Annotated in this window: 15 protein-coding genes and 1 riboswitch; of the genes, 5 read left to right on the forward strand and 10 right to left on the reverse strand. The window is 71.5% G+C overall.

Annotated features, from left to right (window positions below; translation table 11 throughout):
* Positions 1-21: 21 nt before the first annotated feature.
* Positions 22-3,558, reverse strand: a complete 3,537-nt coding sequence (gene dnaE / locus RIN75_RS35060; RefSeq protein WP_309116385.1) for a DNA polymerase III subunit alpha — start codon at positions 3,556-3,558, stop codon at positions 22-24.
* 230 nt (positions 3,559-3,788) lie between these two features.
* On the opposite strand from dnaE, the gene RIN75_RS35065 reads away from it, so the two are divergent.
* Positions 3,789-4,691 carry an AsnC family protein gene (locus RIN75_RS35065; protein WP_309116386.1) on the forward strand — a complete coding sequence of 301 codons (903 nt, stop codon included), beginning with the start codon at positions 3,789-3,791 and terminating at the stop codon, positions 4,689-4,691.
* 234 nt (positions 4,692-4,925) lie between these two features.
* Here RIN75_RS35065 and RIN75_RS35070 read toward each other — a convergent pair whose 3' ends face one another.
* From RIN75_RS35070 to RIN75_RS35095, 6 genes are all read right to left on the reverse strand, one after another.
* The gene (locus RIN75_RS35070) at positions 4,926-6,125 is read right to left on the reverse strand and encodes a multidrug effflux MFS transporter (RefSeq protein ID WP_309116387.1); all 1,200 of its coding nucleotides are present in this window, start codon (positions 6,123-6,125) and stop codon (positions 4,926-4,928) included.
* A gap of 68 nt (positions 6,126-6,193) precedes the next feature.
* The gene (locus tag RIN75_RS35075) at positions 6,194-6,445 is read right to left on the reverse strand and encodes a hypothetical protein (RefSeq protein WP_309116388.1); all 252 of its coding nucleotides are present in this window, start codon (positions 6,443-6,445) and stop codon (positions 6,194-6,196) included.
* Between the two features lie 86 nt (positions 6,446-6,531).
* Complete coding sequence (locus RIN75_RS35080) at positions 6,532-7,461, reverse strand: RluA family pseudouridine synthase (RefSeq protein ID WP_309116389.1); 930 nt, start codon at positions 7,459-7,461, stop codon at positions 6,532-6,534.
* Positions 7,458-8,030 (reverse strand): signal peptidase II, encoded by a 573-nt coding sequence (lspA, locus tag RIN75_RS35085; protein ID WP_375296059.1) that lies wholly within the window; start codon positions 8,028-8,030, stop codon positions 7,458-7,460. Before lspA ends, RIN75_RS35080 begins: the two co-directional genes overlap by 4 nt.
* Positions 8,031-8,052: 22 nt before the next feature.
* Positions 8,053-9,369, reverse strand: coding sequence for an aminotransferase class V-fold PLP-dependent enzyme (locus tag RIN75_RS35090; protein ID WP_309116391.1), 1,317 nt, complete (start codon positions 9,367-9,369; stop codon positions 8,053-8,055).
* Between the two features lie 46 nt (positions 9,370-9,415).
* Positions 9,416-9,530, reverse strand: a riboswitch (SAM riboswitch).
* A 50-nt stretch (positions 9,531-9,580) separates the two neighbouring features.
* Complete coding sequence (locus tag RIN75_RS35095) at positions 9,581-11,053, reverse strand: potassium/proton antiporter (protein ID WP_375296062.1); 1,473 nt, start codon at positions 11,051-11,053, stop codon at positions 9,581-9,583.
* A 189-nt stretch (positions 11,054-11,242) separates the two neighbouring features.
* On the opposite strand from RIN75_RS35095, the gene RIN75_RS35100 reads away from it, so the two are divergent.
* Entirely contained in the window at positions 11,243-12,178 is a 936-nt protein-coding gene (locus RIN75_RS35100; RefSeq protein ID WP_309116393.1) for a M28 family metallopeptidase, read from the forward strand.
* Positions 12,179-12,265: 87 nt separating this feature from the next.
* Here the strand turns inward: RIN75_RS35100 and RIN75_RS35105 are convergent, their stop codons facing one another.
* Positions 12,266-12,547 (reverse strand): DUF167 domain-containing protein, encoded by a 282-nt coding sequence (locus tag RIN75_RS35105; RefSeq protein WP_309116394.1) that lies wholly within the window; start codon positions 12,545-12,547, stop codon positions 12,266-12,268.
* On the reverse strand, positions 12,540-13,091 hold the full coding sequence (locus tag RIN75_RS35110) for a TetR/AcrR family transcriptional regulator (RefSeq protein WP_309116395.1): 552 nt from the start codon (positions 13,089-13,091) through the stop codon (positions 12,540-12,542). The genes RIN75_RS35105 and RIN75_RS35110 overlap by 8 nt, the downstream gene beginning before the upstream one ends.
* A 55-nt stretch (positions 13,092-13,146) precedes the next feature.
* Between RIN75_RS35110 and RIN75_RS35115 the strand changes: the two genes are divergently transcribed.
* The 3 genes from RIN75_RS35115 (at position 13,147) to RIN75_RS35125 (ending at position 14,958) form a co-directional block, all read left to right on the forward strand.
* Entirely contained in the window at positions 13,147-13,641 is a 495-nt protein-coding gene (locus tag RIN75_RS35115) for an SRPBCC family protein (protein WP_309116396.1), read from the forward strand.
* 70 nt (positions 13,642-13,711) lie between these two features.
* The gene (locus RIN75_RS35120) at positions 13,712-14,260 is read left to right on the forward strand and encodes a sigma-70 family RNA polymerase sigma factor (protein ID WP_309116397.1); all 549 of its coding nucleotides are present in this window, start codon (positions 13,712-13,714) and stop codon (positions 14,258-14,260) included.
* Positions 14,261-14,379: 119 nt separating this feature from the next.
* The gene (locus tag RIN75_RS35125) at positions 14,380-14,958 is read left to right on the forward strand and encodes a sigma-70 family RNA polymerase sigma factor (protein WP_309116400.1); all 579 of its coding nucleotides are present in this window, start codon (positions 14,380-14,382) and stop codon (positions 14,956-14,958) included.
* A gap of 135 nt (positions 14,959-15,093) precedes the next feature.
* Here RIN75_RS35125 and RIN75_RS35130 read toward each other — a convergent pair whose 3' ends face one another.
* Complete coding sequence (locus RIN75_RS35130; protein WP_309116398.1) at positions 15,094-15,675, reverse strand: XRE family transcriptional regulator; 582 nt, start codon at positions 15,673-15,675, stop codon at positions 15,094-15,096.
* Positions 15,676-15,873: the final 198 nt, after the last annotated feature.

Consider the following 15,873-nt stretch of genomic DNA (forward strand, 5'->3'; position numbering starts at 1 on the left):
CAAAGCTCATGAGCGCGGGCGTCAGCCCAGGCAGCCGGGTCCCAGCAGCGCCTTCAAGTCGCCCATCAACGACGGCGTCGGGCTGACCCGCAGCGCGTCGTCCAGCTTCAGCACCGTGTTCCGGCTCGCGTTGATGATCAGGTTCAAGTGCACCTCCGTCGTCCCCGGATGCGCCCTCAACACTTCCTTCAACGACGTCACCAGCTTCGGATCGCACCGCGACGCCTGGACCTTCAGCCGCAACGCCTGCGCGCCCAGCTCGGACAGGTCCGGCACCACCAGGTCGTTGGCGATCAGCGAGATCCGGTCCTCCCGCTTCGCCACCCGGGCCTTGACCAGCACGATCGCGTCCTCCGCGACCGACATGCCGTGCACCATGTAGCTCTTCGGGAAGAACAGCACCTCGATGCCACCGGCGAGGTCCTCCAACTGCGCCGACGCCCACGGCTCGCCGTTCTTGTTCACCCGCCGCGTCACCGACGCCAGGATGCCGCCCAGCGTGACCTGGGTGCCGTCCGGCACGTCGCCTTCCAGGATCCGGGCGATCGAAGCGTCCGAATAGGACTCCAGCACCTGCTCGACCCCGTTGAGCGGGTGGCCGGACACGTACAGGCCCAGCATCTCGCGCTCCAGCGTGAGCTGGTGCTTGGGCTCCCACTGCTCGTCGGGGATCTTCACGTCGAAGGCGCTGCCCACGCCGTCGTCGCCGCCGCCGTCGCCGAACAGGTCGAACTGGCCCCGGGCCTCTTCCTTCTTGGTGACCATGATCGCGTCGACCGCTTCGACGTGGATCATGTGCAGGCCCTTGCGCGGGTGGCCCAGCGAGTCGAACGCGCCGGCCTTGATCAGGGATTCCACGACCTTCTTGTTGCAGACCGTGGCGTCGACCTTGCGCAGGAAGTCGGAGAAGTCGGCGAACTTCCCCTTCTCCTTGCGCGCCTTGATGATCGCCTCGACGACGTTCGCGCCGACGTTGCGGATCGCGCCCAGGCCGAAGCGGATGTCGTCGCCGACCGCGACGAACTCGCGCTCCGACTCGTTGACGTCCGGCGGCAGCACGGTGATGCCCATGCGCCGGCACTCGGCGAGGTAGATCGCCGACTTGTCCTTGTTGTCCGAGTTCGTAGTGAGCAGGGCGGCCATGTACTCGCCGGGGAAGTTCGCCTTCAGGTAGGCGGTCCAGTACGCGATCAGGCCGTAGGCGGCGGAGTGCGCCTTGTTGAACGCGTAGTCGGCGAACGGGACCAGGATGTCCCACAGCGTCTTGATGGCCTCGGGCGTGTAGCCGTTGTCCAGCATGCCCTTCTCGAAGCCCTCGAACTCCTTGTCGAGGATCTCCTTCTTCTTCTTGCCCATCGCGCGGCGGAGCAGGTCCGCTTGGGCCAGCGAGTAGCCCGCGACCTTCCGCGCGATCGCCATGACCTGCTCCTGGTAGACGATCAGGCCGTAGGTCGTGTCCAGGATCTCGGCCAGCGGCTCTTCGAGTTCCTTGTGGATGGGCACGATCTCCTGCTGCTTGTTCTTGCGCAGCGCGTAGTTCGTGTGCGAGTTCGCGCCCATCGGACCCGGCCGGTACAGGGCGATGACGGCGGAGACGTCCTCGAAGTTGTCCGGCCGCATCAAGCGCAGCAGGTCGCGCAGGGCGCCACCGTCGAGCTGGAACACGCCCAGGGTGTCGCCGCGGCCCAGCAGCTCGTAGGTCCTCTTGTCGTCCAGCGGGACCTTGGTGATGTCGACGTCGCCCTTGCCGTTGAGCTTGATGTTCTTCAGGGCGTCGTCGATGGTGGTGAGGTTGCTCAGGCCCAGGAAGTCCATCTTGAGCAGGCCGAGCGTCTCGCACGTCGGGTAGTCGAACTGGGTGATGATCGACCCGTCCTGCGGGCGCATCCACACCGGGATGTGGTCCATCAGCGGTTCCGCGGACATGATCACGGCGCAGGCGTGCACGCCGGCGTTGCGGATCAGACCCTCCAGGCCGCGGCCGGTGTCGATGATCTCCTTGACCTGCGGGTCGGTCTCGTACAGCGCGCGGACCTCGGCGGCCTCGGAGTACCGCTTGTGCGACGGGTCGAACACGCCGGACAGCGGGATGTCCTTGCCCATCACCGCGGGCGGCATGGCCTTGGAGATGCGGTCGGCCACCGCGTAGCCGGGCTGGCCGTACAGGACGCGGGCGGAGTCCTTGATGGCCGCCTTCGCCTTGATGGTGCCGAACGTGATCACCTGGGCGACCTTGTCCTGGCCCCACTTCTCGGTGACGTACCGGATCACGTCACCGCGCCGGCGCTCGTCGAAGTCGATGTCGATGTCGGGCGGCGACACGCGGTCGGGGTTGAGGAACCGCTCGAAGATCAGGCCGTGCGCCAGCGGGTCCAGGTCGGTGATGCCCATCGCGTACGCGATCAGCGCGCCCGCGGCGGAACCACGACCCGGGCCGACCCGGATGCCGTTCTCCTTGGCCCAGTTGATGAAGTCCGCCACGACCAGGAAGTACGAGGGGAACCCCATCTGCAGGATGACGCCGATCTCGAACTCCACCTGCTTGCGGTGGACCTCGTCCACGCCGTCCGGGAACCGGCGGCGCATCCCCTCCCAGACCTGCTCGCGGAAGTAGTCGGCCTCCGTCATGCCCTCGGGGACCGGGTAGCGCGGCATGAGGTTCTGGAACGCGAACATGCCGGTGGTGTCGACCTTCTCGGCCACCAGCAGGGTGTTGCGGCACCCCTCCTGCCAGGCGTCGGAGGAGTCGATCGCGCGCATCTCCGCGGGCGACTTCAGGTAGTAGCCCGAGCCGTCGAACTTGAACCGGGTCGGGTCCTGGAGGGTCTTGCCGGTCTGCACGCACAGCAGCGCGTCGTGCGCCTCGCGGTCCTCGGCGAAGGTGTAGTGGCTGTCGTTGGTCACCACGAACGGGATGGAAAGCTTCTTGGCGATCTCCAGCAGGCCGCCGCGGACCCGGCTCTCGATCTCGATGCCGTGGTCCATGAGTTCGACGAAGAAGTTGTCCGCGCCGTAGATGTCGCGCCACTTGGCGGCGGCCTCCAGCGCCTCCTTCTCGTGGCCGAGCCGCAGCCGGGTCTGCACCTCGCCGGACGGGCAGCCGGTGGTGGCCATCAGGCCCGCGGAGTGCTCGGCGACCAGCTCGGCGTCCATGCGCGGCCACTTGCCCAGCTGGCCCTCGGTGGAGGCGCGGCTGGACAGCTTCATCAGGTTGTGCAGGCCCTCGTTGTTCCGGGCCCAGATCGTCTGGTGCGTGTACGCGCCGCTGGCGGAGACGTCGTCGGCCTTCTGGCCGGGGTCGCCCCACAGCACGCGCTTCTTGTTGAACCGGGAGTCGGGCGCCATGTAGGCCTCGATCCCGACCACGGGCTTGATGCCGGCCGCCGTCGCCTGCTTGTAGAAGTCGTAGGCGCCGTACATGTTGCCGTGGTCGGTGATGGCGGCGGCGGTCATGCCGAGGCGCTCGCACTCGGCGAACATGTCCTTCAGCTTCGCCGCGCCGTCGAGCATCGAGTACTCGGTGTGCACGTGGAGGTGCACAAACGAGTCCGCCACCATGCCTCCTCGAAGATCGGGACTGCCCGGTGGGAAGGCACGGGCAAGACTGCCTCGACCCTACATCCCGACGCCTGCCCGAGCCCCTCCGCCGGCCCCGATTTTCGCGCACCGGACCGACGACCGCCCGCACCCCCGCCGCGCGAGTCGCGAACCGGTCCCGATGGGTCGATCCGGTGACCGGCGGCGGGGCGATGGCGCGGAGATCTTGCCGGCCGGGTAGCGTTCCCCGTGTGGTAGCGCCGGATCCCGTCGACGCCCGTCTCCTGGCCATGCTCGCCGAGATGGGGCGCGCCGCCGTGCACGAGATCGCGGCCCGGCTGGGGATGGACCCCCGGGAAGCCGCGACCCGCCTGATCACGCTCTCCGGCAGCGGCCTGCCGCTGCTGGTGGGCGTCGAGTGCGACCCCAACGGCATCCGCAAGGCCCTCGCCAACAGCGTGGCCTGGGGCAACTACAACGGCCCCGCCGGCGCCGCCCGCGGCACCCCCAGCGGCCCGTACCCGCCCCCGCCCCAGCCCGGCACCGTCTCGGGCCCCTACCGCCAGGGCCCGCCGAGCGGCCCGTTCCCGGCCCAGTCCGGCCCGACGCCCGTGCACTCGGGACCGACACCCGTGCAGTCGGGTCCTCTGCCCGTCCAGGAGCCCCAGAGCACGTGGGGCGTCCCCGGCACGTCGAACTGGGCCCGCGGCGAACAGGCCCCCGCCCCCAGGTCCCGCACCGGCAAGATCGGCAGCACCCTGGAGACCGAGGGCCTGGAGGGCGCCCGGTTCACCATCCAACTGGTCGAGGTCGTCGACCCGGCCGACTTCCTGTTCACCGCCGCCGGCTACAAGCTGGCCGACGGCGAACGCTCGGTCGTGGTGCACACCGAGCTGAACAACATCGGCACCGTGCCCTTCAACGCGCTGCCGGACATGTACCTGGTCCTCATGACCAACACGGGCGAAACGGTCACCAAGGCGCCCGTCTCCCTGTCGTCGAGGCCACCGCACAAGATCGGCGTCCAACCAGGCGAAACCGCCGGCGGCCACACGGTGTACATCCTCCCGGAGAACACCCGGGTGACCTCCATCCGCTGGAGCGCACGCCCCGAAACCGACCTCAACACACTCGTGTGGGTCGTCGAGGACTAGCTCGCGTTCCAAAGGTCACTCGCGCCGCGCAGCGGCTGCTTTTTCGGCGGGCTATCAGCCACAGGAAGGGCCTCGGGGGCCTGCCGCGCGGCGAGCGCCGCTTGTAGCTTTTGATCTTGAGAGCGCGCCAGCGCGTCCTTCTTACAAGCGCGGAGCGCGTTCAAGAGAGCGAAGCGCGTTCCTCCCAAGCAGCGCGAAGCGCGTCGCGTCAGCCCCCCGAAGCGAAGCGCGGGCCTAAACGGACACAACAGGCTCCCGAGGCACGCCGGCGTCCCCCCTGGTCAACACCAGCCCCACCACCAGCGCCGACACGCTGGCCCCCGCGATCACCACGATCATCGGCACCACGCTCGCCGACCCACCCGCCCCCACCAGCGGCGCCATCGACCCGGCCACCACGAACCGCGTCACCCCCAGCACCGCCGACGCGCTCCCCGCCGACTCCGCGTACCGCGCCATCGCCAGCGTCGCCGCGTTCGGCGTCAGCACGCCCACGCTGGTCGTCACCAGGAACATCGGCACCAGGAACGCCACCAGCCCACCGCCGAACACCCCGGTCGCCACCAGCCCCAAGCCGCCGACCGCACCCATGCCCAGCCCCAGCCACAGCAGCGCCTTGGGCACGACCCGACCGGTGAGCGCCGTGTTCAGCAGCCCGGCGATGAAGATCGCCACGCTGTTCGCCCCGAACACCACGCTGAACTGCTGCGGCGACAGCCCGAACACGCCCTGGAGCGCGAACGACGCCCCCGCCACGTACCCGAACAGCGCCCCCAAGGACAGCGCCGACGACAACGCGTACCCCAGGAACGCCCGGTCGGTCAGCAGGGCGCCGAAGACCCGGGCCGTCGCCCACCAGGCGGTCGGTCGACGCCGGTCCGGCGGCAGGGTCTCCGGCAGCGCGATCGCCAGCACCGCGAACAGCACCACCGCGATCAGCGCCAGCGCCACGAACGTCCCGCGCCACGTCGTGAACCGCAGCAACTGCCCGCCCAGCACCGGGGCGAGCACCGGCCCCAGGCCGTTGGTCAGCAGCAGCAGCGACATGAACCGGGCCATCGCCAAGCCCTCGAACCGGTCCCGCGCGATCGCCAGCGCCACCACGAAACCCGACGCCACGCTGAACCCCTGCACCAGCCGCAACGCCGCCAGCGCACCCGCCGACGGCGCGACCGCGCACACCAGCGACACCACCGCGTACAGGGCGACGCCGAACAGCAGCGGCCGGCGGCGGCCCAACGAGTCGGACAGCGTGCCGATCACCAACTGGCCGATCGACATCCCCACGATGAACGTGGTCAGCGACAACTGGACCTGCGACGGCCCCGCCCCGAACTCCTCGGCCACCGCCGGGAACGCGGGCAGGTAGGTGTCGATGGACAACGGGCCCAGCAGGCACAACGCGCCCAGCAGCACGAGCAGTCTCGTCCTCATGGATCCCCCCGGTTCCAGTCGGAGCTACGCGGAAGTGGAGGGTCCCCGCGGCGCCGAGATCCGGTGGGTCACCCGTTCCGGCGAAGCAACCTGCCGAAGAACGACCGTTTCGGGGGTTCCTCCGGCTGCTCGCCCGCCTGCCGGAAACCCCCCTGCCCCGACTCCCGAACAGGATCGACCGGCGCCGGTTCGGCGCCGAACCCCGCCGGGGGCAGGTCGCCGCCGATCACCGCCGGCGCGACCGTGAACCCGTCCGGGTCCTCCGGGCGCGCGAACCCCTGCGGCGGTGTGAGATCCGCATCGCCGTACTGCGTGGACACCACACGTACCTCCCCCTGATCACCGTGCCGTTGATCCGAACGTTACGCGAACGCGACCTTCGGGGGGAGGCGGTGATCGGGGGAGGTCAGCCCTCCGCGCGCAGCAAGTCCAGCGCCCCGGCCAGGTCCGCCGGGTACTCGCTGGTGAACTCGACCCACTGGCCGTCCGCCGGGTGGTGGAACCCAAGCGTCCGGGCGTGCAGCCACTGCCGGGTCACGCCCAGCCGCTTGGCCAGCACCGGGTCCGCGCCGTAGGTCAGGTCGCCGACGCACGGGTGGCGCAGCGCCGAGAAGTGCACGCGGATCTGGTGGGTGCGCCCGGTCTCCAGGTGCACGTCCAGCAGCGACGCCGCCCGGAACGCCTCGGCCACCTCGTAGTGGGTGATGCTGGGCTTGCCGTTGGCCATCACGGCGAACTTGTAGTCGTGCTTGGGGTGCCGGTCGATCGGCGCGTCGATGGTGCCCCGGATCGGGTCCGGGTGGCCCTGCACCAGCGCGTGGTACAGCTTCTCGACGGTCCGCTCCTTGAACGCCTGCTTGAGCACCGAGTACGCGTGCTCGCTCTTGGCGACGACCATCACGCCGGTGGTGCCGACGTCGAGCCGGTGCACCACGCCCTGCCGCTCGGCCGCGCCGGACGTGGCGATGCGCACACCCGCCGCCGCCAACCCGCCGACCACGGTGGGCCCGGTCCAGCCGGGGCTGGGGTGCACGGCCACGCCGACCGGCTTGTCGACCACGATCACGTCGTCGTCCTCGTGCAGGACGATCAGGCCCTCCACCGGCACGGCCTGCACCTGCACCGGCCGCTCCGGCTCGGGCAGGGTGACCTCCAGCCACGCGCCCGCGACCAGCCGGTCGGACTTGCCCGCCGGACGCCCGTCCAGCACGACGTCCCCGGACTCGGTGAGCGCCGCGACGGCGGTCCGGGACAGGCCCAGCAGCTTGGCCAGGCCCGCGTCGACGCGCATCCCGTCCAGGCCGTCGGGCACCGGCAGCGTGCGGTAGCCGCTCATGCCTTCTTCTCCACGCGGGTCCCGTCGTAGTCGCGCTGAAGGATCGCCATCAGCACGATCACGGCGCCACCCGCGCAGATGGCGGAGTCGGCGACGTTGAACACCGGGAAGAACGCCCCGTAGGGCTCGACCACGGAGATGAAGTCCACGACGTGCCCGCGCAGCGGCCCCGGCCCCCGGAAGATCCGGTCGGCGAGGTTGCCCACCGCGCCGCCCAGCACCAGGCCCAGGCCGATGGCCCAGCCGACGGACCGCAGCTTGCGCGCGATCCACAGGATGAACCCGACCACGCCGCACGCGATCAGCGCGAGGATCACGGTGTAGCCCTCGGCCATGCCGAACGCGGCGCCGGAGTTGCGCAGGAACGACAGGTAGACCAGGCCGCCGAGCAGCTCGACCGGGGCCTGCCCTTCGAGCTGCCGCACGGCGATGACCTTCGTCACCAGGTCCAGCGCGAAGACGACCGGGGCGATGGCGGCCAGCAGCCACACCCGCTTCTTGGGCAGCGGCTTGTCTGCCTCAGCCACCTCCGAAGGCTCGGCGGGCTCGGCGTTGGACTCGGTGCTCACCGGGCCATTGTCCAGCATGGCCTCAGCGCAGGAACGGCGGGAGCGGGCGCTGGTCGTCCACCGGGGTCCAGCGGCCGTCCACGACCTCGTACTCCCAGCGCGGCCCCTCGGTCACCAGCGACCGCAGCGCCGCCACCAGCCGGTCCACGTGCTCGACCGTGGTGCCCAGGCCCAGCGAGGCCCGCAGCGCCCGCTGCCCGTCGGTCAACCGGTGCACGGCGACGTGTGCGCAGAACGCCCCGTCCCGCACGCCGATCCCGTGCTCGGCGGACAGCGCGGCGGCCAGGAAACCGGCGTCCTGCCCGCGCACCACGAAGCTCACCACGTCGACCCGGTCGTGCCCGGCCCCGAACAGCGCCAGCTCGCACGCCCCGGGCACGGTCTTGAGGCCCGCCCGCAGCCGGCCCAGCAGCTCCCGCTCGTGCGCCACGGTCTGCTCCCAGTGCCGGCCCAGCACGTCGCAGGCCACCGCGAGGGCGTGCACGCCGACCACGTTGGGCGACCCGGCCTCGTGCCGCTCGGGCACCGCCGACCAGGCCACGCCCAGCCGGTCGCCGTGGTCGCTGACCCGGGCCGTCGCACCGCCGCCGACCAGGTACGGCTCGGCCGCCTGCAACCAGTCCGCGCGCCCGACCAGCACGCCCGCGCCGAAGGGCGCGTAGATCTTGTGCCCGGACAGCACGGCGTAGTCCACGTCGAGCGCCTTGAGGTCCACCGGCCGGTGCGGGGCGAGCTGGGCGGCGTCCAGGGCGATGCGGGCGCCGTGCCGCCGGGCGACCGCCGCCAGCTCGGCCACCGGCCAGACCTCGCCGGTCACGTTGGACGCGCCGGTCACCACGACCAGCCGCGGCCCGACCGGGGCCGCCCGCAACGCCCGGTCCAGCTCCAGCACCGCCTCACCCGCGCTCGAAGGCGTCCGCAGCCGCCGCACGTGCGGGCCGCGCCACGGCAGCAGGGCCGCGTGGTGCTCGGTGTCGAACAGGACCACGGCGGTCTTCCGCGGCAGGCTGCGGGCCAGCAGGTTCAGCGCGTCGGTGGTGTTGCGGGTGAACACGACGGTGTCGCCGGTGCGGGCCCCGAGGAACCGGCGCACCGAGTCCCGGGCCTGCTCGTAGACCCGCGTGGACACCTGGGAGGCGAAGCCCGCGCCCCGGTGCACGCTCGCGTACCAGGGCAGCAGCTCGTCCACCGCGTCGCGGACCTGCTCCAGACAGGGCGCGCTGGCCGCGTGGTCGAGGTTGGCGTACTCGACGCGCTCACCGGTCACCAGCGGCACGCGCAGGGAAGCGCCGACGACGCGGGGCAGAGCGGCGATGGATCCGGGGACTGCGACAGTCACGACACCCTCCGGCGGGGTCCAGGCGGACTCCGCTGACGAGAGTGGAGGCCCGCGCTTGCCCGACGCCCTCCGCGCCAGGCCAGGTCCTCATCGGGGGCACCCCACCGCGGTAGGAGGGTTGCCGGCCAGCTAGCCCGAGCTTCGCGCTGGCACTCATGACCTTGGGCCCGACGTTAACCCACCGCCGACCACGAGTCGAGAGGCGTTCACATCATGGGAGACCGGTGTCGCCCTTCCACCGCGCGTACCGGCCCGCCCGGTCGACAGCGCGGATGCGCTGCTCAGTGGCGGTGCGGGCGCTCTCGGTGCAGACCACGAGGAGCTGGTCGTACTCCTGGAGCCGGGTCGTGGGCTGCGGCGTGAACCCTTCGTCACCGCGCACCACCAGGCTCACCGCCGCGCCCGGCGGCAGCCGCAGCTCGCTCAGGTAGACGCCGTGCAGCTTGGAGCCGCGCTGGATGCGCACCTGGAGCAGCTCCGCGCCCAGCTCGTCCAGCGCGGACGAGTCGACCTGGACCTCCCGGGCCTCCCCGGACTTCTCCAGCTTCAGCCAGCGGGCGAGCCACGGCAGGGTGCTGCCCTGCACCACGGTCAGCACCACGACCAGCACGAACACCGCGTCCACCAGGTCCTGCGCGCCGGGCACGTTCTGGATCAACGGGATCAGCGCGAACACGATCGGCACCGCGCCGCGCAGCCCCGACCACGAGATGAACACCTGCTCGCGCCACGGCACCCGGAACGGCAGGGCCGCGCACAGCACCGACAGCGGCCGGGCCAGCAGCACCACCACCCCGCCCGCCACCAGCGCGGGGACCAGCGCCTCCAGCAGCCGGCCGGGCGAGGCGTACAGGCCGAGCAGGACGAACAGCCCGATCTGGGCGACCCAGCCCAGGCCCTCGGCGAACGACAGGGTGTCCGCGCGGTGCGGCAGGCGGGCGTTGCCCAGCACCAGCGCGGCGGTGTACACGGCGAGGAACCCGGACGCGTGCGCGAGGTCGCCCGCCGTGTAGGCGAGCAGGCACACCGCGACCGTGGCCAGCGGGTACAGGCCGGTCGCGGGCAGCGCCGCGCGACGCAGGCCCTCCGCGCCCAGCCCGCCCAGCACGACGCCGATCGCCGCACCCGCCGCCAGCTCGTAGAGCATGAGCAGCGGGGCGGTCCACGTGATCGGGTCCGGTGAGGCGAGCAGGACGACCGCGATGTAGACGGGGGCGTCGTTGATGCCCGACTCCAGCTCCAACGCGCCGGTCAGCCGCTTGCCCACGCCGACCCCGCGCAGCACGCTGAACACCGCCGCCGCGTCGGTCGACGACAGCACCGCGCCCCACAGCAGGGCGGTGCGCCAGTCCAGGCCGAGCAGTTCGTGCAGCGCCAGGCCGGTGATCCCGATGCTGACCCCGACGGACACTGTGGACAGTGCGATCCCCAGGCCCAGCGCGGGTTTCACCGCGGTCCACCGGGTGGTCAGGCCGCCTTCGGTGAGGATCAGCACGAGCGCGGCCGTGCCCAGCGAACGGGTGAGGTCGGCGTCCTCGAACTGGATGCCGAGCACCGCCTCGCCCAGCAGCACGCCGATGCCGAGGTAGAGCAGGAGCGAGGGCAGACCGAGCCGGATCGACACCCGCACCGCGATGACGGAGAGCAGCAGGACCGCGGCGCCGATGCCGAGGAAGGCCGTCACACCACCCACTCGACCTCCATGTTGTTCACCCGGTGGGGGCATTCTCCCCCGGCGACACCGATCTGGACTAATCGGGCGGGCGCACAGCGTCACCAGCCGAACGCAGGTATCGCGACGCATGCGGGTGCGTGCATGTTGATGAGCGGGTCCGCCGCCCCGGTGCACACCCCCATCCCTGCGGGAGAAACCGTGAAAGCACTCCTCACCGCGCTGGTCACCGCCGGCGCGCTGGTCGGATCCGGTGTCGCGGACGCCCAGCCCGTCCGCCTCGCCGCGGCCCCGGACATCCCGGTGTCCGCCGTGCGGGCCGACCTCGACCAACTGCAGTCCATCGCCTCGGCCAACGGCGGCAACCGGGCGCACGGCCGTCCCGGCTACCTGGCGTCCGTCAACTGGGTGAAGTCCAAGTTGGACGCGGCCGGCTTCACCACCCGGGTCCAGTCGTTCAGCCGCAACGGCGCGACCGGCTACAACCTGATCGCCGACTGGCCCGGCGGCGACCCCAACGACGTGCTCATGGTCGGCGGGCACCTCGACAGCGTGTCGGCCGGTCCGGGGATCAACGACAACGGCACCGGCTCGGCGTCGATCCTGGAGGTCGCGCTGGCGGTGCGCAGCAGCGGGTTCCAGCCGCGCCGGCACCTGCGGTTCGCCTGGTGGGGCGCCGAGGAGCTGGGCCTGGTCGGGTCGACGCACTACGTGAACTCACTGTCCACAACGGACCGTGCGCGGATCAAGACGTACCTGAACTTCGACATGACGGGGTCGCCGAACCCGGGGTACTTCGTCTACAGCGCGTCCGGGCAGCCGTCCGGGTCGCTGCGGGTGCAGCAGGTGTTGCAGCAGTACTTCAGCTCGATCGGGGTGCAGTCGGAGCTGACGTCGGTGGGCGGCCGGTCCGACCACGCGGCGTTCGCGCGGGCGGGCATCCCGGTGGGCGGCACGTTCACCGGCGCCGAGGGGATCAAGACGTCGGCGCAGGCGCAGAAGTGGGGCGGCCAGGCAGGCGTCGCGTACGACCGCTGCTACCACCGGTCGTGCGACACGACGTCCAACGTCAACGCCACCGCGCTGGACCGCAACGCCGACGCGATCGCCTCGGCGCTCTGGACCCTAGCCACCTGACCCTGCGTTGCTTTCGGCGTTTTCGGCACGGCCGCGGCCTCCGGCCCCCGGTTCCATCGTCGCACGGGGGACCGACAGGGCCAGGCGTCAGAGGTCGAGGAGGCGTTCGAGGACATCCCGGGCGTCGGCCGGGGCGGGGTCGAGTTCGACGACCTTGTCCCGGCCACGCTCACCCTGCACGAGCCGGACGTCCTGGCGGCGCACCCCGAACGCGGCGGCCACGGCGCGCCGGACCGCCTCGTTCGCCTTGCCCTCGACGGCCGGCGCGGCGACGGCGACCACCAGTGCCCGCTCGCCCCACCGACCACCCACGGCGTCGCGCTTCGCGCCCGGCTTGACCCGGATCCCGAACCGAAACGCCTCAGCCACGCCCGACCACCACCGCGATGGTGTCCTCCAGCAGGGCCCGACCGCCGGTGACCACCTGCGGCGTGGCGATCAGCAGCTGGGCCTGGCCCAGGTAGACCGAGTACGCGAGGACGGCCCGGTGGTGCGCGGTGTCGGCGGCAAAGCCCAAGGCGGCGAAGAGTTCTTCCAGGTAGGCGATCCGGCGCTCGGTGACCCGGGCCAGCACCGGCGCCACCGCCGGGTCGTCCTTGGCGGCGAGCATGGCCAGTTCGATCGCGCTGGACTCCGGGTCCTCCAGCACGTACCGGAACAGGGTCCGCAGCTTGTCCAGCGGGGTCTCCCGGGCCTCGACCAGGTCGATCACGGCCTCGGTGTGCTCGCGCTCCCACCGCTCCAGGGTGGCCTTGAGCAGCGCCTCCCGGTTCGGGAAGTGCCAGTACGCGCTGCCCTTCGTAGCCCCGATCCGCGCCGCCAGCGGTTCCACGGCCACCGCCGACACGCCGCCCTCCGCCAGCGCTTTGAGGGCCACCTCGGTCCAGTCGTCCTTGGTCCGGCGCTTCTTCACACCGCCATACGCTACCGTACGGTCCTGTTCCATACGGGACCGTACGGAGGTCGTGATGATCGAGAACGTGCACGTTCGGATGCTCCCGCCGCGCGGGGACTGGGTGGAGCGGGCGGTGGCGGCGTGGCCGTCGAAGCACTGGCCACCGCTGGTGCTGGACCGCCCGCTGGGCGTCGGCGCGGACGGCGGCCACGGCTTCGTCCGCTACCGGTGCACCGCCTACGAGCCGGGACAGCGGGTCGAGTTCACCTTCACCCGGTTCATCACCGGCACCCACGCCTTCGAGGTCGTCCCGGGCGGGGTGCGGCACGTGATCACCGGTCACCCGACCGGGTGGATGCGACTGGGTTGGCCCCTCGCCGTCCGCTGGCTGCACGACGCTCTCATCGAAGACCTGCTGGACAACCTCAGCGCCGAGGCCGAAGGCGGCTCAACCCAACCCCGCGAGGCCGCGTCGGGGCAATTCAACACAGCCGGCGTCGCGTTCCACCGGTCGCGCTGGTCGTGGTGGGTCCGGGTGCTGCGGGCGGTGGCGCGCCGGTTCGGCTGAACCCGGGGCATCCACAACCCGCCCCGGCGTCCGTCATGTGGTTACCGGGCGCTGACCAGAGGGAGGGTTCGTGACACCGGGGGACTCCGATGACCACGCCGCTTCCTTCAGCGACTTCTACCACCGCGAGCGCACCAGGTTGTTCCGGTTCGCCGCGGTCATGTCCCCGCACCTGGACCACGAGTCCGCGGTGCAGGAGGCGTTCGTCAGCGCCTGGCGCAACTGGCCCGCCATCAACCCGCGCGCGCGGCGGGCGTGGCTGGCCAAGACCACCCGCAACCTGCTGGTCGACCAGTCGCGACGGCTGGAGAGACCCGGCGAGGTGACCGACGAGGTGATCGCGCGGTCGCACCTGCTGGTCCAACGGCACCGGGAAGCCGAGACGTGGCACGAACTCAACTCCACCCTCGCCGCCATCGCCCGCCTCCCCGACCAGCTCCGCACCGCGCTGGTCCTGCGCTTCTGGGACTTCTCCGACGACGAGATCGCCGACGTGCTGGGATGCCGGCGGGACTCGGTGCGCCGGTACGTGTCGGAAGCGCGCGCCCGGGTCAGCGCCGAGGTCGGCAACGTCGAACGCCGGGCGCGAGCCCCGAGACGCGGAAAGGGAACCGAATGACCCAGGACACCCCCGACCGCCACCCCGACCTGGACCCCCACCTGTCCGACCTGCGCGCGGAGCTGTCCGAGGCCATCCCCGACGACCCCGCCGAGGACGACCTGGGCGTGGCGGCGATCATGGCCCAGGCGACCACGAGCCGGTCAGCCCCGGAACGCCACGCCGCCCTCCTCACCGCGGCCCGGGACGGCGACCGGGCGGCCCTGGACGCCCTGATCACCGAACTGACCCCGCTGGTCTGGCACGTGGCACGCGGCAACGGCCTCGACCAGCCAACGGCGGAGGACGTGGTCCAAACGGTCTGGCTGAGCCTCCTCCGCCACCTGGACCGGATCGCCCAACCCCGGGCGCTGGCGGGCTGGCTGATCGTCACCACCAGGCGAGAAGCCCAACGCGCCTGGCGCGAGCTCAACGGCCGCCCGGCCCTGTCCTCGGACTCCGCGATGGACGTCGCCGACACCAGGTGGCTCCCCGAGACAGAGGCGCTGAGGGACGACCGCGACCGCCGCCTGTGGCGTGCTTTCTCCACCCTGCCCAGGCGCTGCCAGGAAATCCTGCGGCTCACCGTGCTGGCGGGCCGCGCCGAGTACCGGGCCGTGGCGGAGGCGCTGTCCATGCCCAGGGGCAGCATCGGCCCGACCCGGGGCCGCTGCCTGGCGACCCTGCGCACCGTGCTGGACCGGGAGGGAGGTGTCTGACCATGGACGACGAGACGACCTGGCTGGAAGAACTGGTGGACCGGATCGACCCGCCCCCGCCCCACCTGGTGGAGTCGGTCCACCTCCTGATCACCATCTCCCGAGCCCTGACCTGATCCGGCCGGGTCACCAGGGTCAGGGCAGGACGACCGTGAGCACGTAGCGGGCCGGGTCGGGGCCCAGGCTGCGCCACCGCGAGCTGCCCCAGAGCCGGAAGCGCAGGCAGTCGCCGACCCGGGCTTGGTGCACCGCGCCGTCGACGGTGACCTCCACCGCGCCTTCCAGGACCCAGGCGTGGTGCTCCAGGCCCGGCATGGGCGAGCCCTCGTAGGCGATGTCCGCGCCGGGGCGCAGGGTGACCTCGAGGACCTCGCCGCGCAGCCCGGCCGACGGCGGCGACACGGACCGGCGGGTGATCCCGGCGTCGTCGTCCCGCCACACGGCCTGCCGGTCGGCGGGCACCAGCGGCGACGGCGCGGGTTCCACCTCGGCCAGCAGCCGGGACATCGTCAGCTGGTAGGTCGCGCACAGCTTGCTCAGCACCGCCGTGGTGGGGCTGATCTCCGCGCGTTCCAGCCGGGACAGCGTCGACCGGCTGACCCCCGCGCGTTGGGCGAGGTCCTCCAGCGACCAGGCCCGTTCCGCGCGCAGCTCGGCCAGCCGGGCGGCCAGGCGCAAGTCCAGCGGGTTGTCCGCGCCACCTTCTACTTGTCCCATATCGGAGATACTATCCCGAATATGGGAAACCAGGTCACGCTCACGATCGAACCCGACGACCTCACCCGCCAGCCGGTCCGGGACCTGATCGCCGAGCACCTCGCCGACATGTACGCGACCTCGCCCGCCGAGAGCGTGCACGCACTCGACCACGCCGGACTGCGCGAGGACGGGGTGTCGTTCTGGACGTCGTGGAGC

It is taken from the genome of Saccharothrix sp., assembly GCF_031180885.1.
GTDB lineage: Bacteria > Actinomycetota > Actinomycetes > Mycobacteriales > Pseudonocardiaceae > Actinosynnema.